The organism is Streptomyces sp. NPDC024017 (assembly GCF_040638895.1).
Classification (GTDB): Bacteria; Actinomycetota; Actinomycetes; order Streptomycetales; family Streptomycetaceae; genus Streptomyces.
Genome location: NZ_JBEZYZ010000001.1, coordinates 1,005,253 through 1,021,953, shown reverse-complemented (window position 1 = coordinate 1,021,953; position 16,701 = coordinate 1,005,253). Strand labels below are relative to the sequence as shown.

The 16,701-nt window shown below is 71.5% G+C and carries 9 protein-coding genes; 3 read left to right on the top strand and 6 right to left on the bottom strand.

Annotated features, from left to right (window positions below; genetic code table 11):
* Positions 1–441: 441 nt before the first annotated feature.
* Both AB0G20_RS04630 and AB0G20_RS04625 read left to right on the top strand, forming a co-directional pair.
* Entirely contained in the window at positions 442–5,391 is a 4,950-nt protein-coding gene (locus AB0G20_RS04630; RefSeq protein WP_361295683.1) for an NAD-glutamate dehydrogenase, read from the top strand.
* A 210-nt stretch (positions 5,392–5,601) separates the two neighbouring features.
* The gene (locus tag AB0G20_RS04625; protein ID WP_361295680.1) at positions 5,602–7,092 is read left to right on the top strand and encodes a hypothetical protein; all 1,491 of its coding nucleotides are present in this window, start codon (positions 5,602–5,604) and stop codon (positions 7,090–7,092) included.
* Positions 7,093–7,274: 182 nt separating this feature from the next.
* On the opposite strand, the gene AB0G20_RS04620 is transcribed toward AB0G20_RS04625, so the two are convergent.
* From AB0G20_RS04620 to AB0G20_RS04605, 4 genes are all read right to left on the bottom strand, one after another.
* Positions 7,275–8,921, bottom strand: coding sequence for a glycosyltransferase family 2 protein (locus AB0G20_RS04620; protein WP_361295677.1), 1,647 nt, complete (start codon positions 8,919–8,921; stop codon positions 7,275–7,277).
* Complete coding sequence (locus AB0G20_RS04615) at positions 8,918–11,122, bottom strand: CDP-glycerol glycerophosphotransferase family protein (protein ID WP_361295674.1); 2,205 nt, start codon at positions 11,120–11,122, stop codon at positions 8,918–8,920. Before AB0G20_RS04615 ends, AB0G20_RS04620 begins: the two co-directional genes overlap by 4 nt.
* Positions 11,123–11,200: 78 nt before the next feature.
* Positions 11,201–12,031, bottom strand: coding sequence for an ABC transporter ATP-binding protein (locus AB0G20_RS04610; protein ID WP_361295671.1), 831 nt, complete (start codon positions 12,029–12,031; stop codon positions 11,201–11,203).
* Entirely contained in the window at positions 12,024–12,950 is a 927-nt protein-coding gene (locus AB0G20_RS04605; protein WP_361295668.1) for an ABC transporter permease, read from the bottom strand. Before AB0G20_RS04605 ends, AB0G20_RS04610 begins: the two co-directional genes overlap by 8 nt.
* 190 nt (positions 12,951–13,140) lie before the next feature.
* Here AB0G20_RS04605 and AB0G20_RS04600 point away from each other — a divergent pair, with 190 nt between their 5' ends.
* Positions 13,141–13,767, top strand: coding sequence for a TetR/AcrR family transcriptional regulator (locus AB0G20_RS04600; protein ID WP_361295665.1), 627 nt, complete (start codon positions 13,141–13,143; stop codon positions 13,765–13,767).
* Between the two features lie 40 nt (positions 13,768–13,807).
* Here the strand turns inward: AB0G20_RS04600 and galE are convergent, their stop codons facing one another.
* Both galE and AB0G20_RS04590 read right to left on the bottom strand, forming a co-directional pair.
* On the bottom strand, positions 13,808–14,788 hold the full coding sequence (gene galE / locus AB0G20_RS04595; protein WP_361295662.1) for a UDP-glucose 4-epimerase GalE: 981 nt from the start codon (positions 14,786–14,788) through the stop codon (positions 13,808–13,810).
* Positions 14,789–14,860: 72 nt separating this feature from the next.
* On the bottom strand, positions 14,861–16,609 hold the full coding sequence (locus AB0G20_RS04590) for a glycosyltransferase family 2 protein (RefSeq protein ID WP_361295842.1): 1,749 nt from the start codon (positions 16,607–16,609) through the stop codon (positions 14,861–14,863).
* Positions 16,610–16,701 lie beyond the last annotated feature (92 nt).

Sequence of the window (16,701 nt, the reverse complement as noted above, 5' to 3'; positions counted from 1 at the left end):
AACCCGTAGCCGCACTGTGCAGAACGTCAAACTTCCAGGGCTGGTTTTGTACACATACGGCTCATGACGGAGCCCCTGTAAGGAGCGATAGCCTTGGTGGCGTGATCAGCGCGATAGTTCGCGGGGACGTCGTCGTCCCTGCCCTGCGCCCGGAGAGCACGGACGACATCCGTGACCGGGCGGCGGTCGCTGGTCTTCGCGGGCGGGACGTGGCATCGAGGACTCCCGGGACGCCGAGCATCACCCGTACCCAGGCGTCGCAGAGAGCAGCGTCACACCGGTGGCACAGCTCAAGAATGGCTCAGACACCCCCGCTCATCTCACCTTGCGGCATAGCGTCGGAACAGACCGGATACCCCCTTTCACGACGTGAGGTCGTAAGCGCAGAGGCCGTACTTCCTTCTACGTCACGCAACGGCGCGCGACAGGAGCCAGAGGACAATGCAGACCAAGCTGGACGAAGCCAAGGCCGAGTTGCTCGAGAGGGCCGCCCGGGTAGCTGAGAACAGCCCGGTCGGGGGGCACCTACCGACCGGGTCGACGGGCGAGGAGACCCCAGACGCCCAGGAAGCCCCGGACCGCGAGACCCTCCTCACGTTCCTCCAGCGTTACTACCTGCACACGGCCCCGGAGGACCTCACCGACCGCGACCCGGTCGATGTCTTCGGAGCTGCCGTATCGCACTACCGGCTGGCCGAAAACCGCCCCCAGGGCACGGCCAACGTGCGGGTGCACACCCCCACGGTGGAAGAGAACGGGTGGACCTGCAGCCACTCCGTGGTCGAGGTCGTCACCGACGACATGCCCTTCCTCGTCGACTCCGTCACCAATGAGCTGACGCGGCAGGGGCGTGGGATCCACGTCGTCATCCACCCCCAGTTCGTGGTGCGGCGCGATGTCACCGGCAAGCTGATCGAGGTCCTGTCGACCCCGGCGACCGGCGACCTGCCGCACGACGCGCACGTCGAGTCCTGGATCCACGTAGAGATCGACCGCGAGACCGACCGGGCCGATCTGAAGCAGATCACCGCCGACCTGCTGCGCGTGCTGTCCGACGCCCGTGAGGCCGTCGAGGACTGGGGCAAGATGCGGGACGCGGCGATCCGGCTGGCGGAGGGGCTGCCGGACGAGCCCATCCCCGCCGACCTGCCCGGACCCCAGGTCGAGGAGGCCCGCGAGCTGCTGCGCTGGCTGGCCGACGACCACTTCACCTTCCTCGGCTACCGCGAGTACCAGCTGCGCGACGACGACTCGCTGGCCGCCGTGCCCGGCACCGGGCTCGGCATACTGCGCGCGGACCCGCACCACGCGGCCGAGGAGAGCCACCCGGTCAGCCCGTCGTTCGAGCGGCTGCCCGCCGACGCCCGGGCCAAGGCGCGCGAGCACAAGCTGCTCGTGCTGACCAAGGCGAACAGCCGGGCGACCGTGCACCGGCCGTCGTACCTGGACTACATCGGCGTCAAGAAGTTCGACGCCGACGGCAACGTCATCGGCGAGCGCCGCTTCCTCGGGCTGTTCTCCTCCGCCGCCTACACCGAGTCCGTGCGCCGGGTGCCGGTCATCCGGCGCAAGGTCGAGGAGGTCCTGGAGCGCGCCGGGTTCTCGCCCAACAGCCACGACGGCCGCGACCTGACGCAGATCCTGGAGACGTACCCGCGCGACGAGCTCTTCCAGACCCCGGTCGACGAGCTGCAGTCCATCGTCACCTCCGTCCTCTACCTCCAGGAGCGCAGGCGCCTCCGGCTCTACCTGCGCCAGGACGAGTACGGGCGCTACTACTCCGCCCTCGTCTACCTCCCGCGCGACCGCTACACCACGGCCGTACGCCTCAGGATCATCGAGATCCTGAAGGAGGAACTGGGCGGCATCAGCGTCGACTTCACGGCCTGGAACACCGAGTCGATCCTGTCCCGGCTGCACTTCGTGGTCCGGGTCCCGCAGGGCACCGAGCTGCCGGAGCTGTCCGACTCCGACAAGGAGCGCATCGAGGCCCGGCTGGTGGAGGCCGCCCGCTCCTGGGAGGACGCCTTCGCCGAGGCGCTCAACGCCGAGCTCGGCGAGGAGCACGCGGCCGAAGCGATGCGCCGGTACGCGCACGCCTTCCCCGAGGGCTACAAGGCCGACCACAACCCGCGCGCCGCGGTCGCCGACCTCGTCCACCTGGAGCAGCTGAACGGCGAGGCGGACAAGGACTTCGCGCTCAGCCTGTACGAGCCGGTGGGCGCCGCCCCCGAGGAGCGCCGCTTCAAGATCTACCGCACGGGCGACGCGATCTCCCTCTCGGCCGTCCTGCCGGTCCTCAACCGGCTCGGTGTCGAGGTCGTCGACGAGCGGCCGTACGAGCTGCGCTGCTCGGACCGCAGCGTGGCCTGGATCTACGACTTCGGCCTGCGCATGCCGCGCTCCAACGGCGGGGACTACTTCGGCGACGACGCCCGTGAGCGCTTCCAGGACGCCTTCGCCGCCACCTGGACCGGCAAGGCGGAGAACGACGGCTTCAACGCCCTCGTGCTGAGCGCCGGGCTGACCTGGCGTCAGGCGACGGTGCTGCGGGCGTACGCCAAGTACCTGCGCCAGGCGGCGTCGACGTTCAGCCAGGACTACATGGAGGACACCCTCCGCAACAACGTCCACACCACCCGCCTGCTGGTCTCCCTGTTCGAGGCGCGGATGTCGCCGGACCGGCAGCGCGCGGGGCACGAGATCGTGGACGCGCTGCTGGAGGAGGTCGACGCGGCCCTCGACCAGGTGGCCTCGCTCGACGAGGACCGGATCCTGCGGTCCTTCCTCACCGTCATCAAGGCGACCCTGCGGACGAACTTCTTCCAGGAGGCCGCGGGCGGCCGGCCGCACGACTACGTCTCCATGAAGTTCGACCCGCAGGCCATCCCCGACCTGCCGGCGCCGCGCCCGGCGTTCGAGATCTGGGTGTACTCGCCGCGCGTCGAGGGCGTGCACCTGCGCTTCGGCAAGGTCGCGCGCGGTGGCCTGCGCTGGTCCGACCGGCGTGAGGACTTCCGCACCGAGATCCTCGGCCTGGTCAAGGCGCAGATGGTGAAGAACACCGTCATCGTGCCGGTCGGCGCCAAGGGCGGCTTCGTCGCCAAGCAGCTGCCAGACCCGTCCGTGGACCGGGACGCGTGGCTCGCGGAAGGTGTGGCCAGCTACAAGACGTTCATCTCGGCGCTGCTCGACATCACCGACAACATGGTCGCGGGCGAGGTCGTGCCCCCTGCGGACGTCGTCCGGCACGACGAGGACGACACCTACCTCGTCGTCGCCGCCGACAAGGGCACCGCGACCTTCTCCGACATCGCCAACGGTGTCGCCGAGAACTACAACTTCTGGCTCGGTGACGCCTTCGCCTCCGGCGGCTCCGCCGGTTACGACCACAAGGGCATGGGCATCACCGCCCGCGGTGCCTGGGAGTCCGTCAAGCGGCACTTCCGCGACATGGGTGTGGACACCCAGACCGAGGACTTCACGGTCGTCGGCATCGGTGACATGTCCGGTGACGTGTTCGGCAACGGCATGCTGCTCTCCGAGCACATCCGCCTGGTCGCGGCCTTCGACCACCGGCACATCTTCATCGACCCGAACCCGGACGCCGCCACCTCCTACGCCGAGCGCCGCCGCCTGTTCGAGCTGCCCCGCTCCAGCTGGGAGGACTACGACAAGGAGCTGCTGTCGGCCGGCGGCGGCATCTTTCCGCGCACGGCCAAGGCGATCCCGGTCAACGCGCACATCCGCGAGGCCCTCGGCATCGAGGCCAAGGTCACCAAGCTGACCCCGGCCGACCTGATGAAGGCGATCCTGCACGCGCCGGTCGACCTGCTGTGGAACGGCGGCATCGGCACGTACGTCAAGTCCTCGGCCGAGTCCAACGCGGACGTCGGTGACAAGGCCAACGACGCCATCCGCGTCGACGGCAAGGACCTGCGCGTCAAGGTCGTCGGCGAGGGCGGCAACCTCGGCCTGACCCAGCTCGGCCGGATCGAGTTCGCGCTGCAGGGCGGCCGGATCAACACCGACGCCATCGACAACAGCGCGGGCGTGGACACCTCCGACCACGAGGTGAACATCAAGATCCTGCTCAACGGTCTGGTCCGGGACGGCGACATGACCGTCAAGCAGCGCAACAAGCTGCTCGCCGAGATGACCGACGAGGTCGGCCACCTGGTGCTGCGCAACAACTACGCGCAGAACACGGCGATCGGCAACGCCCTCGCCCAGTCCAAGGACATGCTCCACGCCCAGCAGCGCTTCATGAAGCACCTGGTCAGGGAGGGGCACCTCGACCGGGCGCTGGAGTTCCTGCCCACGGACCGGCAGATCCGCGAGCGGCTCGCCCAGGGCCAGGGCCTGACCGGCCCGGAGACGGCCGTACTGCTGGCGTACACGAAGATCACCGTCGCCGAGGAGCTGCTGCACACCTCGCTGCCGGACGACCCGTACCTGAAGGGTCTGCTGCACGCGTACTTCCCGACCGAGCTGCGCGAGCAGTTCCCCGACCGGCTCGACGGCCACCCGCTGCGCCGCGAGATCACCACGACCGTCCTGGTCAACGACACGGTCAACACGGGCGGTACGACGTATCTGCACCGGCTGCGCGAGGAGACCGGCGCGTCGCTGGAGGAGATCGTGCGGGCGCAGACCGCGGCCCGGGCGATCTTCCGCCAGTCCCCGGTGTGGGACGGGGTCGAGGCGCTCGACAACAAGGTCGAGGCCGAGGTCCAGACCCGCATCCGGCTGCATGCGCGCCGCCTGGTGGAGCGCGGCACGCGCTGGCTGCTCAACAACCGGCCGCAGCCGCTGGAGCTCGCCGGGACCGTCGAGTTCTTCGCCGAACGGGTCGAGCAGGTCTGGGGGCAGCTGCCGAAGCTGCTGCGCGGCGCTGACCTGGAGTGGTACCAGAAGATCTACGACGAGCTGACGGGCGTCGGCGTCCCGGACGAACTCGCCACCCGGGTGGCGGGCTTCTCCTCGGCCTTCCCGACGCTCGACATCGTCTCGATCGCCGACCGCATGGGCCGGGAGCCGCTGGACGTCGCCGAGGTCTACTACGACCTCGCCGACCGGCTGCGCATCACCCAGCTCATGGACCGCATCATCGAGCTGCCCCGCGCCGACCGCTGGCAGTCCATGGCACGCGCGGCGATCCGCGAGGACCTGTACGCGGCGCACGCGGCGCTCACCGCCGACGTCCTGGCGGTGGGCAACGGCACCTCGACGCCCGAGCAGCGCTACAAGGCCTGGGAACAGAAGAACGCGGCGATCCTCGGCCGGGCCCGCAGCACCCTGGAGGAGATCCAGAGCTCGGACGCGTTCGACCTCGCCAACCTGTCGGTGGCGATGCGCACGATGAGGACGCTGCTGCGGACGCATTCGTAGGGCGCATGGCGTGACAGGCGCCCCGGGCCGATTCCGGCCCGGGGCGCTTTTTCTTGGCGTGCCCCAGGGCGATTCGAGTGGAGGAGTCGCCGGATCCGGCTAAGGCTTGGGGCGTGACTGTGCATGTCTCCGAGGAGCGAGTGGCGCTGTCCATCGTGCCGGCCTCCGCCTTCCGCCTCCTCGTCCACCGGACCTGGGTGTTCCAGCACGATGCGCGTCGCGCCTAGACCGGCCGTCGTCGCCGCGCAGGCCGCCGCCGCGCTGGTCGTCCTGCTGCTGCTCCTGGTCGTCGTCCGGCTGCCCTGGGCCGGGGACCTCGGGATGCACGCCGCGACCGTGCAGCGCCTGCGGCACGACCTCGTCGACCCGGGCAATCCGCTGGTCGACGCGGACACGCCGAGCCCGTACTACTCGCCCTGGATGCTGGTGCTCGGCTGTGTCGCGCGGGTGAGTGGACTGTCGGTGTTCGTGGTGCTGCGCCTGGGGGCGCTGACCGGGCTCGGGCTGCTGGTGACGGGGGTGTGGCGCTATGTACGGACCCTGACCGGCCATCGTGCCGCGCCCCCGCTGGCCGTGCTGAGCCTGCTGTTCCTGTGGGGAACGGTCCTGTTCAACTGGAGCGGCTTCTACGGGCTCAACTCGCTCGCGCTGACGGTGTCGTATCCGAGCGTGTTCGCGTTGGGGCTGGCGTTCCACCTCTGGGCGTGGCTGAGGCGGGCGGTGGAGCGGAGCCGTGCCGGGTGGGGGGTGTGGCTGGGGCTGGGGGCGCTGTGGGCGGTGATTCTGCTGTGCCATCAGTTCTCGGGGGTGGTGGCCTCGCTGGGGGCGGTCGCGGCGGTGGTCGCCGCGCGGCCCGGCCGGGAGGTGTGGCTCCGCCTCGGCGGCGGGCTGGCGGTGGGGTTCGGGGTGCTGGCGCTGTGGCCGTACTACGACTTCTTCGCGTTGTTCGGGGAGGGCGGCGGGCTGGAGGCGGTGCACCGGCCGCTGTACGACGACCTGGTCGGGCGGTACTGGCTGGGGCTGCTCGGAGTGGTGGCCCTCGGGGTGCGCGGGTGGCGGGACCGGTGGGATCCGCTGGTGGTGTTCTTCGTGCTGGGGGTCGTGGTGGTGACCGCGGGTGGGGTGAGCGGCCACTACTCGTGGGGGCGGGCGTTGCCGGCGGCGCTGATCCCGGCGCAGCTCGCGGTGGCCGTGGAGGTGTGTGAGGCGGGGCGGCGCGGGGTGCGGGTGGGGTGGGCGTGCGTGCTGGGCGCGGCGCTGGCTCTGGGCGCCTGGACGCAGGTGGGGGCGGTCGGGTACGTGGTGAAGCGGGCGGATCTTCCTCAGGCCGTCGCGGAGAAGTACCGGCGGCCGTGGGCGGGGTACTACTGGCTGACGCCCTGGGTGAGGTACGGGGATGTGGTGATGGCGCGGGAGGGGCGGCCGGCCCGGCAGATCCCGGCGTACGGGGCGTACACGGTGGCGCCCGGGTATCCCGACTTCTTCCTGCCGGACGAGGGGCGTAGGGCAGGGGCTGTACGGAGGTACTTCGCTGCCGGGACGACGGAGGAGGAGCGGGGGGAGATTCTGCGGGAGTACGGGGTGCGGTGGGTTGTGGCGGGGGTGGGGATGCGGGGCGTCGGATTGCGTGAGGTCGCTCGGGGGCCGGAGGGGCAGGTGTTGTACGCGGTGGTGCGTCAGGTGGTGCTGCGGGACGGCTGAGGCCGGGTGGGTCCGCAACCCGGCGGAGCGGGGTGCCGCTGCGCCCACCCGTGCCGCCCTTAGCGGCACGCATGCCCGCAGCGGGGGGTGCTGCGCACGCGTGCGTCCCCTCGCGGCACGTATGCCCGCAGTTCGGCGCCACCCGTGCCGCCCCGGAGGCGCGCTTGCCCGTAGGCAGGTGGTTACTTCAGGGCGCTTGCCACCAAGCGCGCCGCCCTCTTCACCCTCGGGCGGGCCACCCTGTGCACCGCCGGGCGGATCACCCTCGCCGTCACTCCCACCGGTTCCCAGCGGACCTGAAGGCGGCCCGGGCCGTGGCCCTCCGGTTCCACGGTCAGGTGGTGGGACGGGACGCATGTCGTCAGCGTCGGGAAGGTCAGGGGGGCCAGCAGCAGGCCCGTGTGGGACAGGCCCTGGTGCTGGAGGCGGAGCAACGGGTGACGGATGCCCGCGAAGCCCTGGAGGGGAAGCGGGGCCGCCGCGAGGTCCAGGTGGGCGTGGCCCTCGAAGAGGCCCGGGCGGACGGGGGAGAGGCGGAAGTGCACGCGCAGACGGCGGCCGCCCGGGGCGATGAGGAGCGTCGCGCGATGGGGACCGACGGGGAGGCGCAGGGCCGGGTCGTAGGTGCGGATCGTGAGGTCGACCGAAGCACCCGGGCCCCGGGTGATCTCCTTGATCTCGTGGCGGAACTGGGCGCTCGGGAAGGGGCGGGTCTCCAGCTCCAGGTCGGAGATGTCCAGTTCGCGGCGGGACCACTCCGACTCGGGGATCCGGTCCCCCCAGTAGGTGCGGCCTTCCGAGTCGGTGACCACTCGCCTCGGTGCCACCCCGTGCCCCAGGCCCCGGGCCGCCAGGCGGGCCTCCGTCAGGCGGCGGTCGCGGATCAGCTGGATGACGACGCGTTCGGCGCGCGGGAGGCGGGCGAACGCGCCCGGGGTGAGCGTGTCGAGGTAGGGGGTGACGATGTCCGCGAAGGACGTGAGCCAGGCGTCGTCCCGGTAGGGCAGGTCACCGGCGTACATCCGGAAGTCGTGCTTGAGGAACTTGTGGTCCTTGTCCTCGCGCAGCGACTCGTGCCCGTTCTCGGCCAGGAACGCGTCGATCAGGTGCTGGACATGGACCCGGTCCCGGACGTTGGCGAGCTTGTGCCGCTGGTTCGATATCGAGGCCGCCTCGGAGGCCGCGAAGGGCGCCACGTACCAGCGGTAGACCGGCTCCGGGATGATCGTGAAGCTCTTGGCCAGGCAGTACGCCTGCGCCGAGAACAACTGGTCCTCGTAGTGGATGCCCTCGGGGAAGCGCAGGTCGTGCCGGTCGAGGAAGGCGCGGGCGTACATCTTGCTCGTGGACAGGTGCTCGAAGAGCAGGCGCGGGTCGGCCTCGATGCCGTCGAGGGTGCGGCGCTCGGCGACCAGGTGCGGCATCCACGTCGAGCGGCGGCCGTTGTCCACCCGGACCCGCTGCACCGCGCCCATCGCGAAGTCGATCTCGCGTTCGCGGTGCGCGGCGAGCAGCAGTTCGACGGCGTTGCCGGGGAGTTCGTCGTCGCTGTCGAGGAACATCAGGAACGGCGCCCGCGCGATCTGCAGGGCCCGGTTGCGCGGGGCGCTGCAGCCACCGCTGTTCCGCTCCAGGCGGAGGTGGCGGATACGGGGGTCCTGGGCCGCCAGCCGCTGCGCCACCGCCGGGGTCGCGTCCGTGGAGTGGTCGTCGCTGATGATGATCTCGAGGTTCGCGTGGGTCTGGCGGCGGACCGAGTCGACCGCGCGGGTGAGGCGTTCGGCGTCGTTGTAGACGATGACCGTCACGGTGACGTCGGGCGTGCTCATGCGGTCGCCTCCTGCGGGGTCGGGGCCGGGGTGCGTTCCTCGATCGGCAGCACGGGTGGCAGGGAGCTTTCGTCCTGGCCGAGGAAGACCCGGCGGACGACGCGTTCGGCGGCGCGGCCGTCGTCGTACTCGCAGAACCGGCGCCGGAAGACGGCCCGGGTCTTCGCCGCGCCCTCGTCGTTCCAGGCCTCGGTGGTGAGGATCTCCGTCAGCTCCTGCTGGGTGCGGGCTACCGGCCCGGGGGCCTGAGCCATCAGGTCGAAGTAGACGCCGCGGGTCGTGCGGTACGTCTCCCAGTCGTCGGCGTAGATCACGATCGGCCGGTCGAGGTTGGCGTAGTCGAACATGATCGAGGAGTAGTCCGTGACCAGGGCGTCCGCCGCCAGGCACAGCTCCTCGACCGGGTCGTAGGAGGAGACGTCGATGATCCGGCCCGTGCGGCGCAGGTTCGTGAGCGGGGAGGCGGCGCCGCCGTAGAAGTAGTGGCCGCGCACGAGCAGGACCGTGTCCTCGCCCAGGCGGTCGGCGAGGGCGGCGAGGTCCAGGCGCGGGGTCCAGCCGGCCTCGTAGTCGCGGTGGGTGGGCGCGTAGAGGACGGCACGGCGGCCCGGGGCGATGCCGAGGCGGTCGCGGACGGCGCGGATGTCGTCGGCCGTGGCCGTGTAGTAGACGTCGTTGCGCGGATAGCCGTGGTCGAGGGAGACGTAGTGCGACGGGTACGCGCGCTCCCACATGCGGGTGGTGTGGCTGTTGGCGGAGACGCTGAAGTCCCACTTGTCGATGCGCTCCAGCAGTGCCTTGAAGTCCAGGCCCTGCGCGGCGGCCGGGTACTCCATCTGGTCGATGCCCATGCGCTTCAGGGGTGTGCCGTGGTGGGTCTGGACGTGGATCGCGTCCGGGCGTTTGACCACCGCGTTCGGGAAGTTGACGTTGTTGACGAGGTACTTGGCGGTGGCCAGCATCTCCCAGTAGCGGCGGCTGCCGGGCACGACATGGTCGGTGCCGGGCGGCAGCAGGGCCGCGTTCTCCTCGGTGACCACCCACACCGCGTGGATCTGCGGGGCGAGTCGGGCGAGCTCGGCGGCGATCGCGGCGGGGTTGCAGGCGACGCCGCGGTTCCAGTACGCCGAGAACACCGCGAGATGCGGGTTGACGGGACGCCCGAGCGCCCTGCGGTACTGGTGATCGCGGAGCTTGGCGCCGGCCTGGCGCTTCCGGGCCCGCACGGCCGACTTGGCGGTGCGGCGGGTGCGGTTGACGGCCTGGAAGGCGCGGTACTTCGTGTAGGCGCCCTCCTCGAGCAGGGAGCGGCGGACGCCTTCGAGCCCGGCCGGGCGGCGGTGGCCCTCGGGGCGGCGGCGCAGGGCGGCCAGGGACGCCCGGCGGAAGAACTCCCGCGCGACCTCCTCCGGCATGCCGCCGCGCGCGAAGGTGCGCAGGCAGTCGCGGACCATGAGGTCGTAGAGCACGGTGTGGGCGGCGCGCCGGTCGCGGGTGAGGTCGAGGAGGGACTCGTAGCGCTCGACGAGGCCGTAGCGCTGCTCGGGCGTGACCGGGGGCAGGCTCGCGGGGCGCAGCCGGCGGTCCTCGTAGGCGACGTGCGGCAGGCAGGCGACGCGGTCGGCGAGCAGCAGGGCGGCCAGGGCGGCGTACGGCTCGTCGTCGTTGGTGAGCCGCGGCTCGTGCGCCCGCCAGAAGTCCGCGCGCAGGACGCGGGTGCCGAGCAGCGGGGTCAGCCGCAGCAGGGGCGCGCAGTCGTCGAGGACGACGTCGGCGCGGCCCGCCCGGGCCAGGAGCGAGCCGTCCGGGGAGGGCATGCCGGAGGTGTGCCAGGTGCTGCGCACGTGGTCCAGAAGCAGGACGTCGACCTCGCCGGGGAGCTCGGCCACCCGCTCGGCGACCGTGCGCGGGGCGCCGGCGGGCAGGCCGTCCTTGGCGTGGACGAAGTGCAGCCAGCGGCCGGAGGCCCGGGCCGCGCCCGCCGCCCGGGCCGCCGCGTCGCCCGTGCCGTCCGGCAGCGGCACTACGTCGACCGCGCCGCCGTCCGGGGTGTGCCGCTCGGCGGTCTCCCGGGCCCAGTCGCCGACCGCTGCCACGATCACCTCGGCGTCCGGCAGGGGGTGGGCGGCGAGGGAGTCGAGGAGTTCCGTCAGATGGTCCTGCACGTTCGGCCCGTGGACGACGACACTGAGCTCGGCCATCACGGGGACCCCTCTCGCAGCTGCACCGTATGCGGTCATGCTGCCATCAATGAGGCAAAAGGGCCGACCGTGTGGGCCTCACGAGGGAACGGCGGCCTTCGGCTTGGGCTTGGGCTTCGGCGCCTTGTCACCCGTGAACGCCTCGTACTCCTTGAGGACGTCCTCCGTCGGCCCGTCCATGCGCAGCTCCCCGCGCTCCAGCCACAGCACCCGGTCGCAGGTGTCGCGGATCGACTTGTTGTTGTGGCTGACCAGGAACACCGTGCCCGCGTGCTTGCGCAGCTCGCGGATGCGCGCCTCGGAGCGCTTCTGGAAGGAGCGGTCGCCGGTGGCCAGCGCCTCGTCGATCAGCAGGACGTCGTGGTCCTTGGCGGCGGCGATGGAGAACCGCAGTCGCGCGGCCATGCCGGAGGAGTACGTCCGCATCGGGAGCGTGATGAAGTCGCCCTTCTCGTTGATGCCGGAGAAGTCGACGATCTCCTGGTAGCGGTCCCTGACCTGCTCGCGGGACATGCCCATGGCCAGGCCGCCGAGGTGCACGTTGCGCTCGCCGGTCAGGTCGTTCATCAGGGCGGCGTTGACGCCGAGCAGGGAGGGCTGGCCGTCGGTGTAGATACGGCCGTTCTCCACGGGCAGGAGCCCGGCGACGGCCTTCAGCAGGGTCGACTTGCCGGAGCCGTTGGTGCCGATCAGGCCGATCGCCTCGCCGCGGTAGGCGACGAAGGACACGTTCCGCACGGCGTGCACCCGGCGCACGCCCGACGCCTTCTCGGTCTGCTTGCGGCGCACGATGCGGTTGAGGGCGGCGGTCGCGGAGCCGCGTCCGGCGCCGGTGCCGTTGACGCGGTAGACGATGTCGACGCCGTCGGCGACGACGGTGGGGATCTTCTCGTTCAGGTGCTCAGCCACGGCCGTACGTCTCCTCAGCCTTCCAGAAGTAGATGAAGCCGCCGACACCGGCGACCAGCGCCCAGCCCGCGGCGATCGCCCACACGTGGGCGGGGAGCTGGCTCGCGTGGAAGCTGTCGATCAGGGCGAAGCGCATCAGGTCGATGTAGATCGCGGCCGGGTTGGCCTCCAGTGCCACCTTGACGACATGCGGCAGATGGTCGTTCTGGGCCAGCTTGTCGAGGCTCCACATGACGCCCGAGACGTACATCCAGGTGCGCAGGATGAACGGCATCAGCTGCGCGATGTCCGGGGTCTTGGCGCCCCACCGGGCCATGATCATCGAAACGCCGGCGTTGAACGTGAACTGCAGCGCCAGGGCCGGCAGCGCCAGCAGCCAGGAGGCGGACACCGGCACGCCGAAGCAGAGCAGGATGACGACCAGCGTGCCCATCGAGAACAGCAGTTGCTGGAGCTGCTGGAGGCAGAAGGAGATCGGCAGCGCGGCGCGCGGGAAGTGCAGGGCGCGCACCAGGCCGAGGTTGCCGGAGATGGCGCGGGTGCCCGCCATGATCGAGCTCTGCGTGAACGTCCAGATGAACACGCCCGTGACCAGGAACGGGATGTAGTCCGGCACGCCGTGCTTGGTGCCGAGCAGCACGCCGAAGATGAAGTAGTAGACCGCCGCGTTCAGCAACGGGGTCATCACCTGCCAGACCTGGCCGAGCTTCGCCTGGCTGTACTGGGCGGTGAGCTTGGCGGTGGCGAACGCGGTGATGAAGTGGCGGCGGGCCCACAGTTGGCGGACGTACTCGGGCAGGGAGGGCCGGGCGCCGCTGACCGAGAGGCCGTGGCGGGCGGCGAGGGCCGCGAGGTCGTCGCCGGCCGGGGCCGGGGCCGGGGCCGGGGTCTGGGGCGGTGTGTGGAGGACCGTACTCACATCCGCTGCTTTCTCGGGGGAGGGCGTGGGACCTGGGGCGGTGACGTCCGGGAGGGATGGCGGGGTGGCGCTCTTACCGGACTCTTCACGAACTCTTACGTCGGGACGGGACCGTATCGTCGTAACGGGAGCGTACGTCGGACGAGCGTCGGAACGCAACCGTTTCGTCGTGACGCCCTATGCTGTCGGCATGACGACGAAGCCCGACGAGCCCCAGCAGCCCCGGCGCCGCCGGGCCCCCGCGGGGGCGGCCGTACTGCGGGAGGACGTGACGGAAGCGATCCGGGCGGCCGTCTTCGAGGAGCTCGCGGCCGTCGGCTACGCGCGGATGTCCATCGAGGGGATCGCGCGGCGGGCGGGGGTCGGGAAGACGGCGGTGTACCGCCGCTGGCGCTCGAAGCTGCACCTCGTCCTCGACATCGTCTCGGCGCTCGCCGTCCAGGGCCTGCCCGCGCCGGACACCGGCTCGCTGGAGGGAGACCTGCGGCTCCTCTACGAGGTGACGTCCCGCGCGCTGCGCCACCCCGTCGCCTCGCAGGTCATCCCCGACCTCCAGGCCGAGGCGGCTCGCAACCCCGACATCGCCGAAGCCCTGCAGAAGGCCCTGCGCGAGGGGCAGGACGGCGTCGCCACCGGCATTGTGACGGCGGCGGAACGCCGCGGCGAGCTCCGCCCGGGCATCGACCACGACCTCGCCCTCGACCTGATCTCCGGCCCGCTGTACTGGCGCTCGGTGGTGATCCGCAACCCCAAGCTGCCGAAGGGGTATCTCGGCTCGCTGGCCAGGGCGACGTCGGAGGCGTTGCGGGCGCTGTAGGGGGCCGGGGAGGAGGTCCTCCGGGCCGACCCGTACTGCGTCAGCCTCGCCGGGCCTCCGGGTGCAGCCGCACCCACCCCTCCCACGCGGACGTGATCATGTCCTGCACGTCGAGCCGGGCCTTCCAGCCCAGTTCCGTGGCCGCGCGGTCGGCGGAGGCGACGACGCGGGCCGGGTCGCCCGGGCGGCGGGGGGCGACAGCGGGCGGCCGGTCGTAGCCGGTGACCGCGTTGATGCGGTCGATCATCTCGCGGACGGAGACGCCCTCGCCCCGGCCGATGTTGAGCGTGAGGTCGCGGCCGGGGGAGGAGCGCAGGACCCTGGCCGCCGCGACATGGGCCTCGGCCAGGTCGACGACGTGGATGTAGTCGCGTACGCAGGTGCCGTCCGGGGTCGGGTAGTCGTCGCCGAAGATGCGCGGCGGGGCGTCCTGCGTGAGCTTCTCGAAGACCATGGGCACGAGGTTGAAGACGCCGGTGTCCGCGAGCTCGGGGCCCGCCGCGCCCGCCACGTTGAAGTAGCGCAGGGACGCCGTCGACAGACCGGTGGCCCGGCCCGTCGCGCGGACCAGCCACTCACCGGCCAGCTTGGTCTCGCCGTACGGCGACATGGGCACGCACGGCGTCTCCTCCGTGACCAGGTCCACGTCCGGCATGCCGTACACCGCCGCCGAGGAGGAGAAGACGAAGGACGGCACCTTCGCCGCCGTCACGGCGTCCAGCAGGATCCGCAGGCCCTCGACGTTCTCCCGGTAGTAGTGCAGCGGCAGTTCGACGGACTCGCCCACCTGCTTCTTCGCCGCCAGGTGGACGACCCCGGTGACCGAGTGGTCCGCGAGGGTGCGGGCGAGCCGCTCGGCGTCCAGGGTCGAGCCCACCACCAGCGGCACCCCGTCGGGCACGCGCTCGGCGATGCCGGTGGACAGGTCGTCGTACACCACCGCCTGTTCGCCGGCCGCGGTCATCGCCCGTACGACGTGCGCGCCGATGTAACCGGCGCCGCCCGTGATCAACCAGGTCATGTGCGGCCGTCCCCTCGTCAGTTGACCCGTGGTGGTGGTGCTGTGCGCTGATCCGTCGTGGTCGTCGTGCTCTCAGTGAAGCAGGCGGCGCAGTCGTGCGCGTGCGACCGACAGCACACCGCGCACGCCGGGGGCCACCCGCAGCGCCAGCGAGCCGGAGTGGGTGGTGTACGGCTGTACGAGTACCACGCCGTGCCGGGCGCTCGGGACGGCGCTGCGGCGCAGCAGACCGGCGCCCGTGAGCGCGTGCGCCGTGACGTCGCGGCCGGCGCCGTCGCGGAAGCGGATGCGAAGACGCAGGTCCCAGGTGCCCGCGCCGGGTGCGGCCAGTGCGGCGAGGTCGACGCCCGTCTCCGCCGACCAGGCGCAGACGGAACCGGCGGAATCACCGGAATCACCGGAAGCGGCAGAACCGTCAGAACCGGTAGGACCATCAGCCCCAGCCGCCCCAACTGTGCCGGCCGCCCCAGCAGTCCCGAAGCCCCCCGCGCACGGCACGAGTGCCACGCTCGCGCCCCGGACCACCACGTCCCCGTCGTCCCGGTGCCGCCACTCCACGTCCACCGCCTCCGGCCCCGCCTGCGCCACCCGCCCGTACAGCTCGTGCAGGCGCAGCCGCAGCCGCGTGCCGCGCGCGCCCGGCCGCAGCTCCGCGTCGACGGCGAGGGGCAGCGCGCGCACCGGCCGGGCCTGCAGGGGCTCCAGGGAGACCTGCGCGAGGTCGTCCGACCAGACGGGCGTGCCGTCCGCCGCACGGGCGTACGGCGGGTACAGGCGGGCCGGGCGGGCCGCGAGCTCCCGCAGCCGGGGCAGGTCGCGCGGCTCCGGGGAGGCCAGGACGACCCGCCCGGCCAGTCGGCCGGGAGCGGCCGGGTTGCGCGCCCAGTCGTCGGCGTCGTACTCCGCGAGGTGCGCTCGCGCGAGCTCCCACCACGCGCGCCGGTAGGCGGCGTCGCGCAACCCCAGTTCGCGCACGTACATCCGCAGGTCGTGGTCGAGGAACTTGGCGCGCGTCGCCCGCGCGAGGTCCTTCTGCCCGGCGCCCAGCAGCACCTCGTACGCCTGCCGGCACGCCTCCGTACGGGCCCGCCAGTTCTCGACGCCACACCGGTTCAGAGAGATCGACAGCCGCTCGGCCGACCGGCGCACGTGCCAGACGTACACCCGGTCCGGGACCAGGGCGATGCGCGGAGCGGCGGCGAGCACGCGCGCGGTGAAGACGACGTCCTCGTACGGGAAGCGGCCCTCGGGGAAACGGATGCCGTGCGCCCGCAGGAAGCCGGTGCGGTAGAGCTTGTTGACGCAGAGCGTGTCGTGGACCAGACGCGGTCGCCGAGCGGGGTGCGGCACCACGGCGTGCAGCGCGTAGAGGCGTGGCTGCCAGGGGACTTCGCGCCCCGACGGCAGCTCCCGGCGTACGCACAGGCCGCTCGCGACCTCCGCGTGCGCACCCTCGGCCGCTGCGAGCAGCGCGTCGACCGCACCCGGCGGCAGGACGTCGTCGCTGTCCAGGAACATCACATACGGCGAGGTCACGGCGTTGAGCCCGGTGTTGCGCGGGGTGCCGCAGCCGCCGCTGTTGACCCGGCGGCGGATCACCTTCAGGCGTGGCTCCGAGGCGGCGAGCCGGTCGAGGAGGCCGGCGCTGCCGTCCGTGGAGCAGTCGTCGACGGCCACCACCTCGCGCACGGCCGGTCCCTGGGCGAGCGCCGAGCGCACGGCGTCCGTCACATGCGCGGCGTCGTCGTGACCGATCACCACGACGGCGACCTCGGCAGGCGGCCTCTCGGTGTCCCTCGCGGTCTCACTCTCGGCATTCATCATGGCGGATCGTAAGCCGGGCGAATGACATGAAAGTGATAACACACCATCAAACCCTGATGAAGCCTCTGATTCGGCACAGAATCGGGCCG

Bases quoted from the DNA above. Each gene is read 5' to 3' on its own strand.
- AB0G20_RS04630 (WP_361295683.1), top strand. From the start codon at position 442: ATGCAGACCAAGCTGGACGAAGCCAAGGCCGAGTTGCTCGAGAGGGCC.
- AB0G20_RS04625 (WP_361295680.1), top strand. From the start codon at position 5,602: ATGCGCGTCGCGCCTAGACCGGCCGTCGTCGCCGCGCAGGCCGCCGCC.
- AB0G20_RS04620 (WP_361295677.1), bottom strand. From the start codon at position 8,921: ATGAGCACGCCCGACGTCACCGTGACGGTCATCGTCTACAACGACGCC.
- AB0G20_RS04615 (WP_361295674.1), bottom strand. From the start codon at position 11,122: ATGGCCGAGCTCAGTGTCGTCGTCCACGGGCCGAACGTGCAGGACCAT.
- AB0G20_RS04600 (WP_361295665.1), top strand. From the start codon at position 13,141: ATGACGACGAAGCCCGACGAGCCCCAGCAGCCCCGGCGCCGCCGGGCC.
- galE (WP_361295662.1), bottom strand. From the start codon at position 14,788: ATGACCTGGTTGATCACGGGCGGCGCCGGTTACATCGGCGCGCACGTC.
- AB0G20_RS04590 (WP_361295842.1), bottom strand. From the start codon at position 16,609: ATGAATGCCGAGAGTGAGACCGCGAGGGACACCGAGAGGCCGCCTGCC.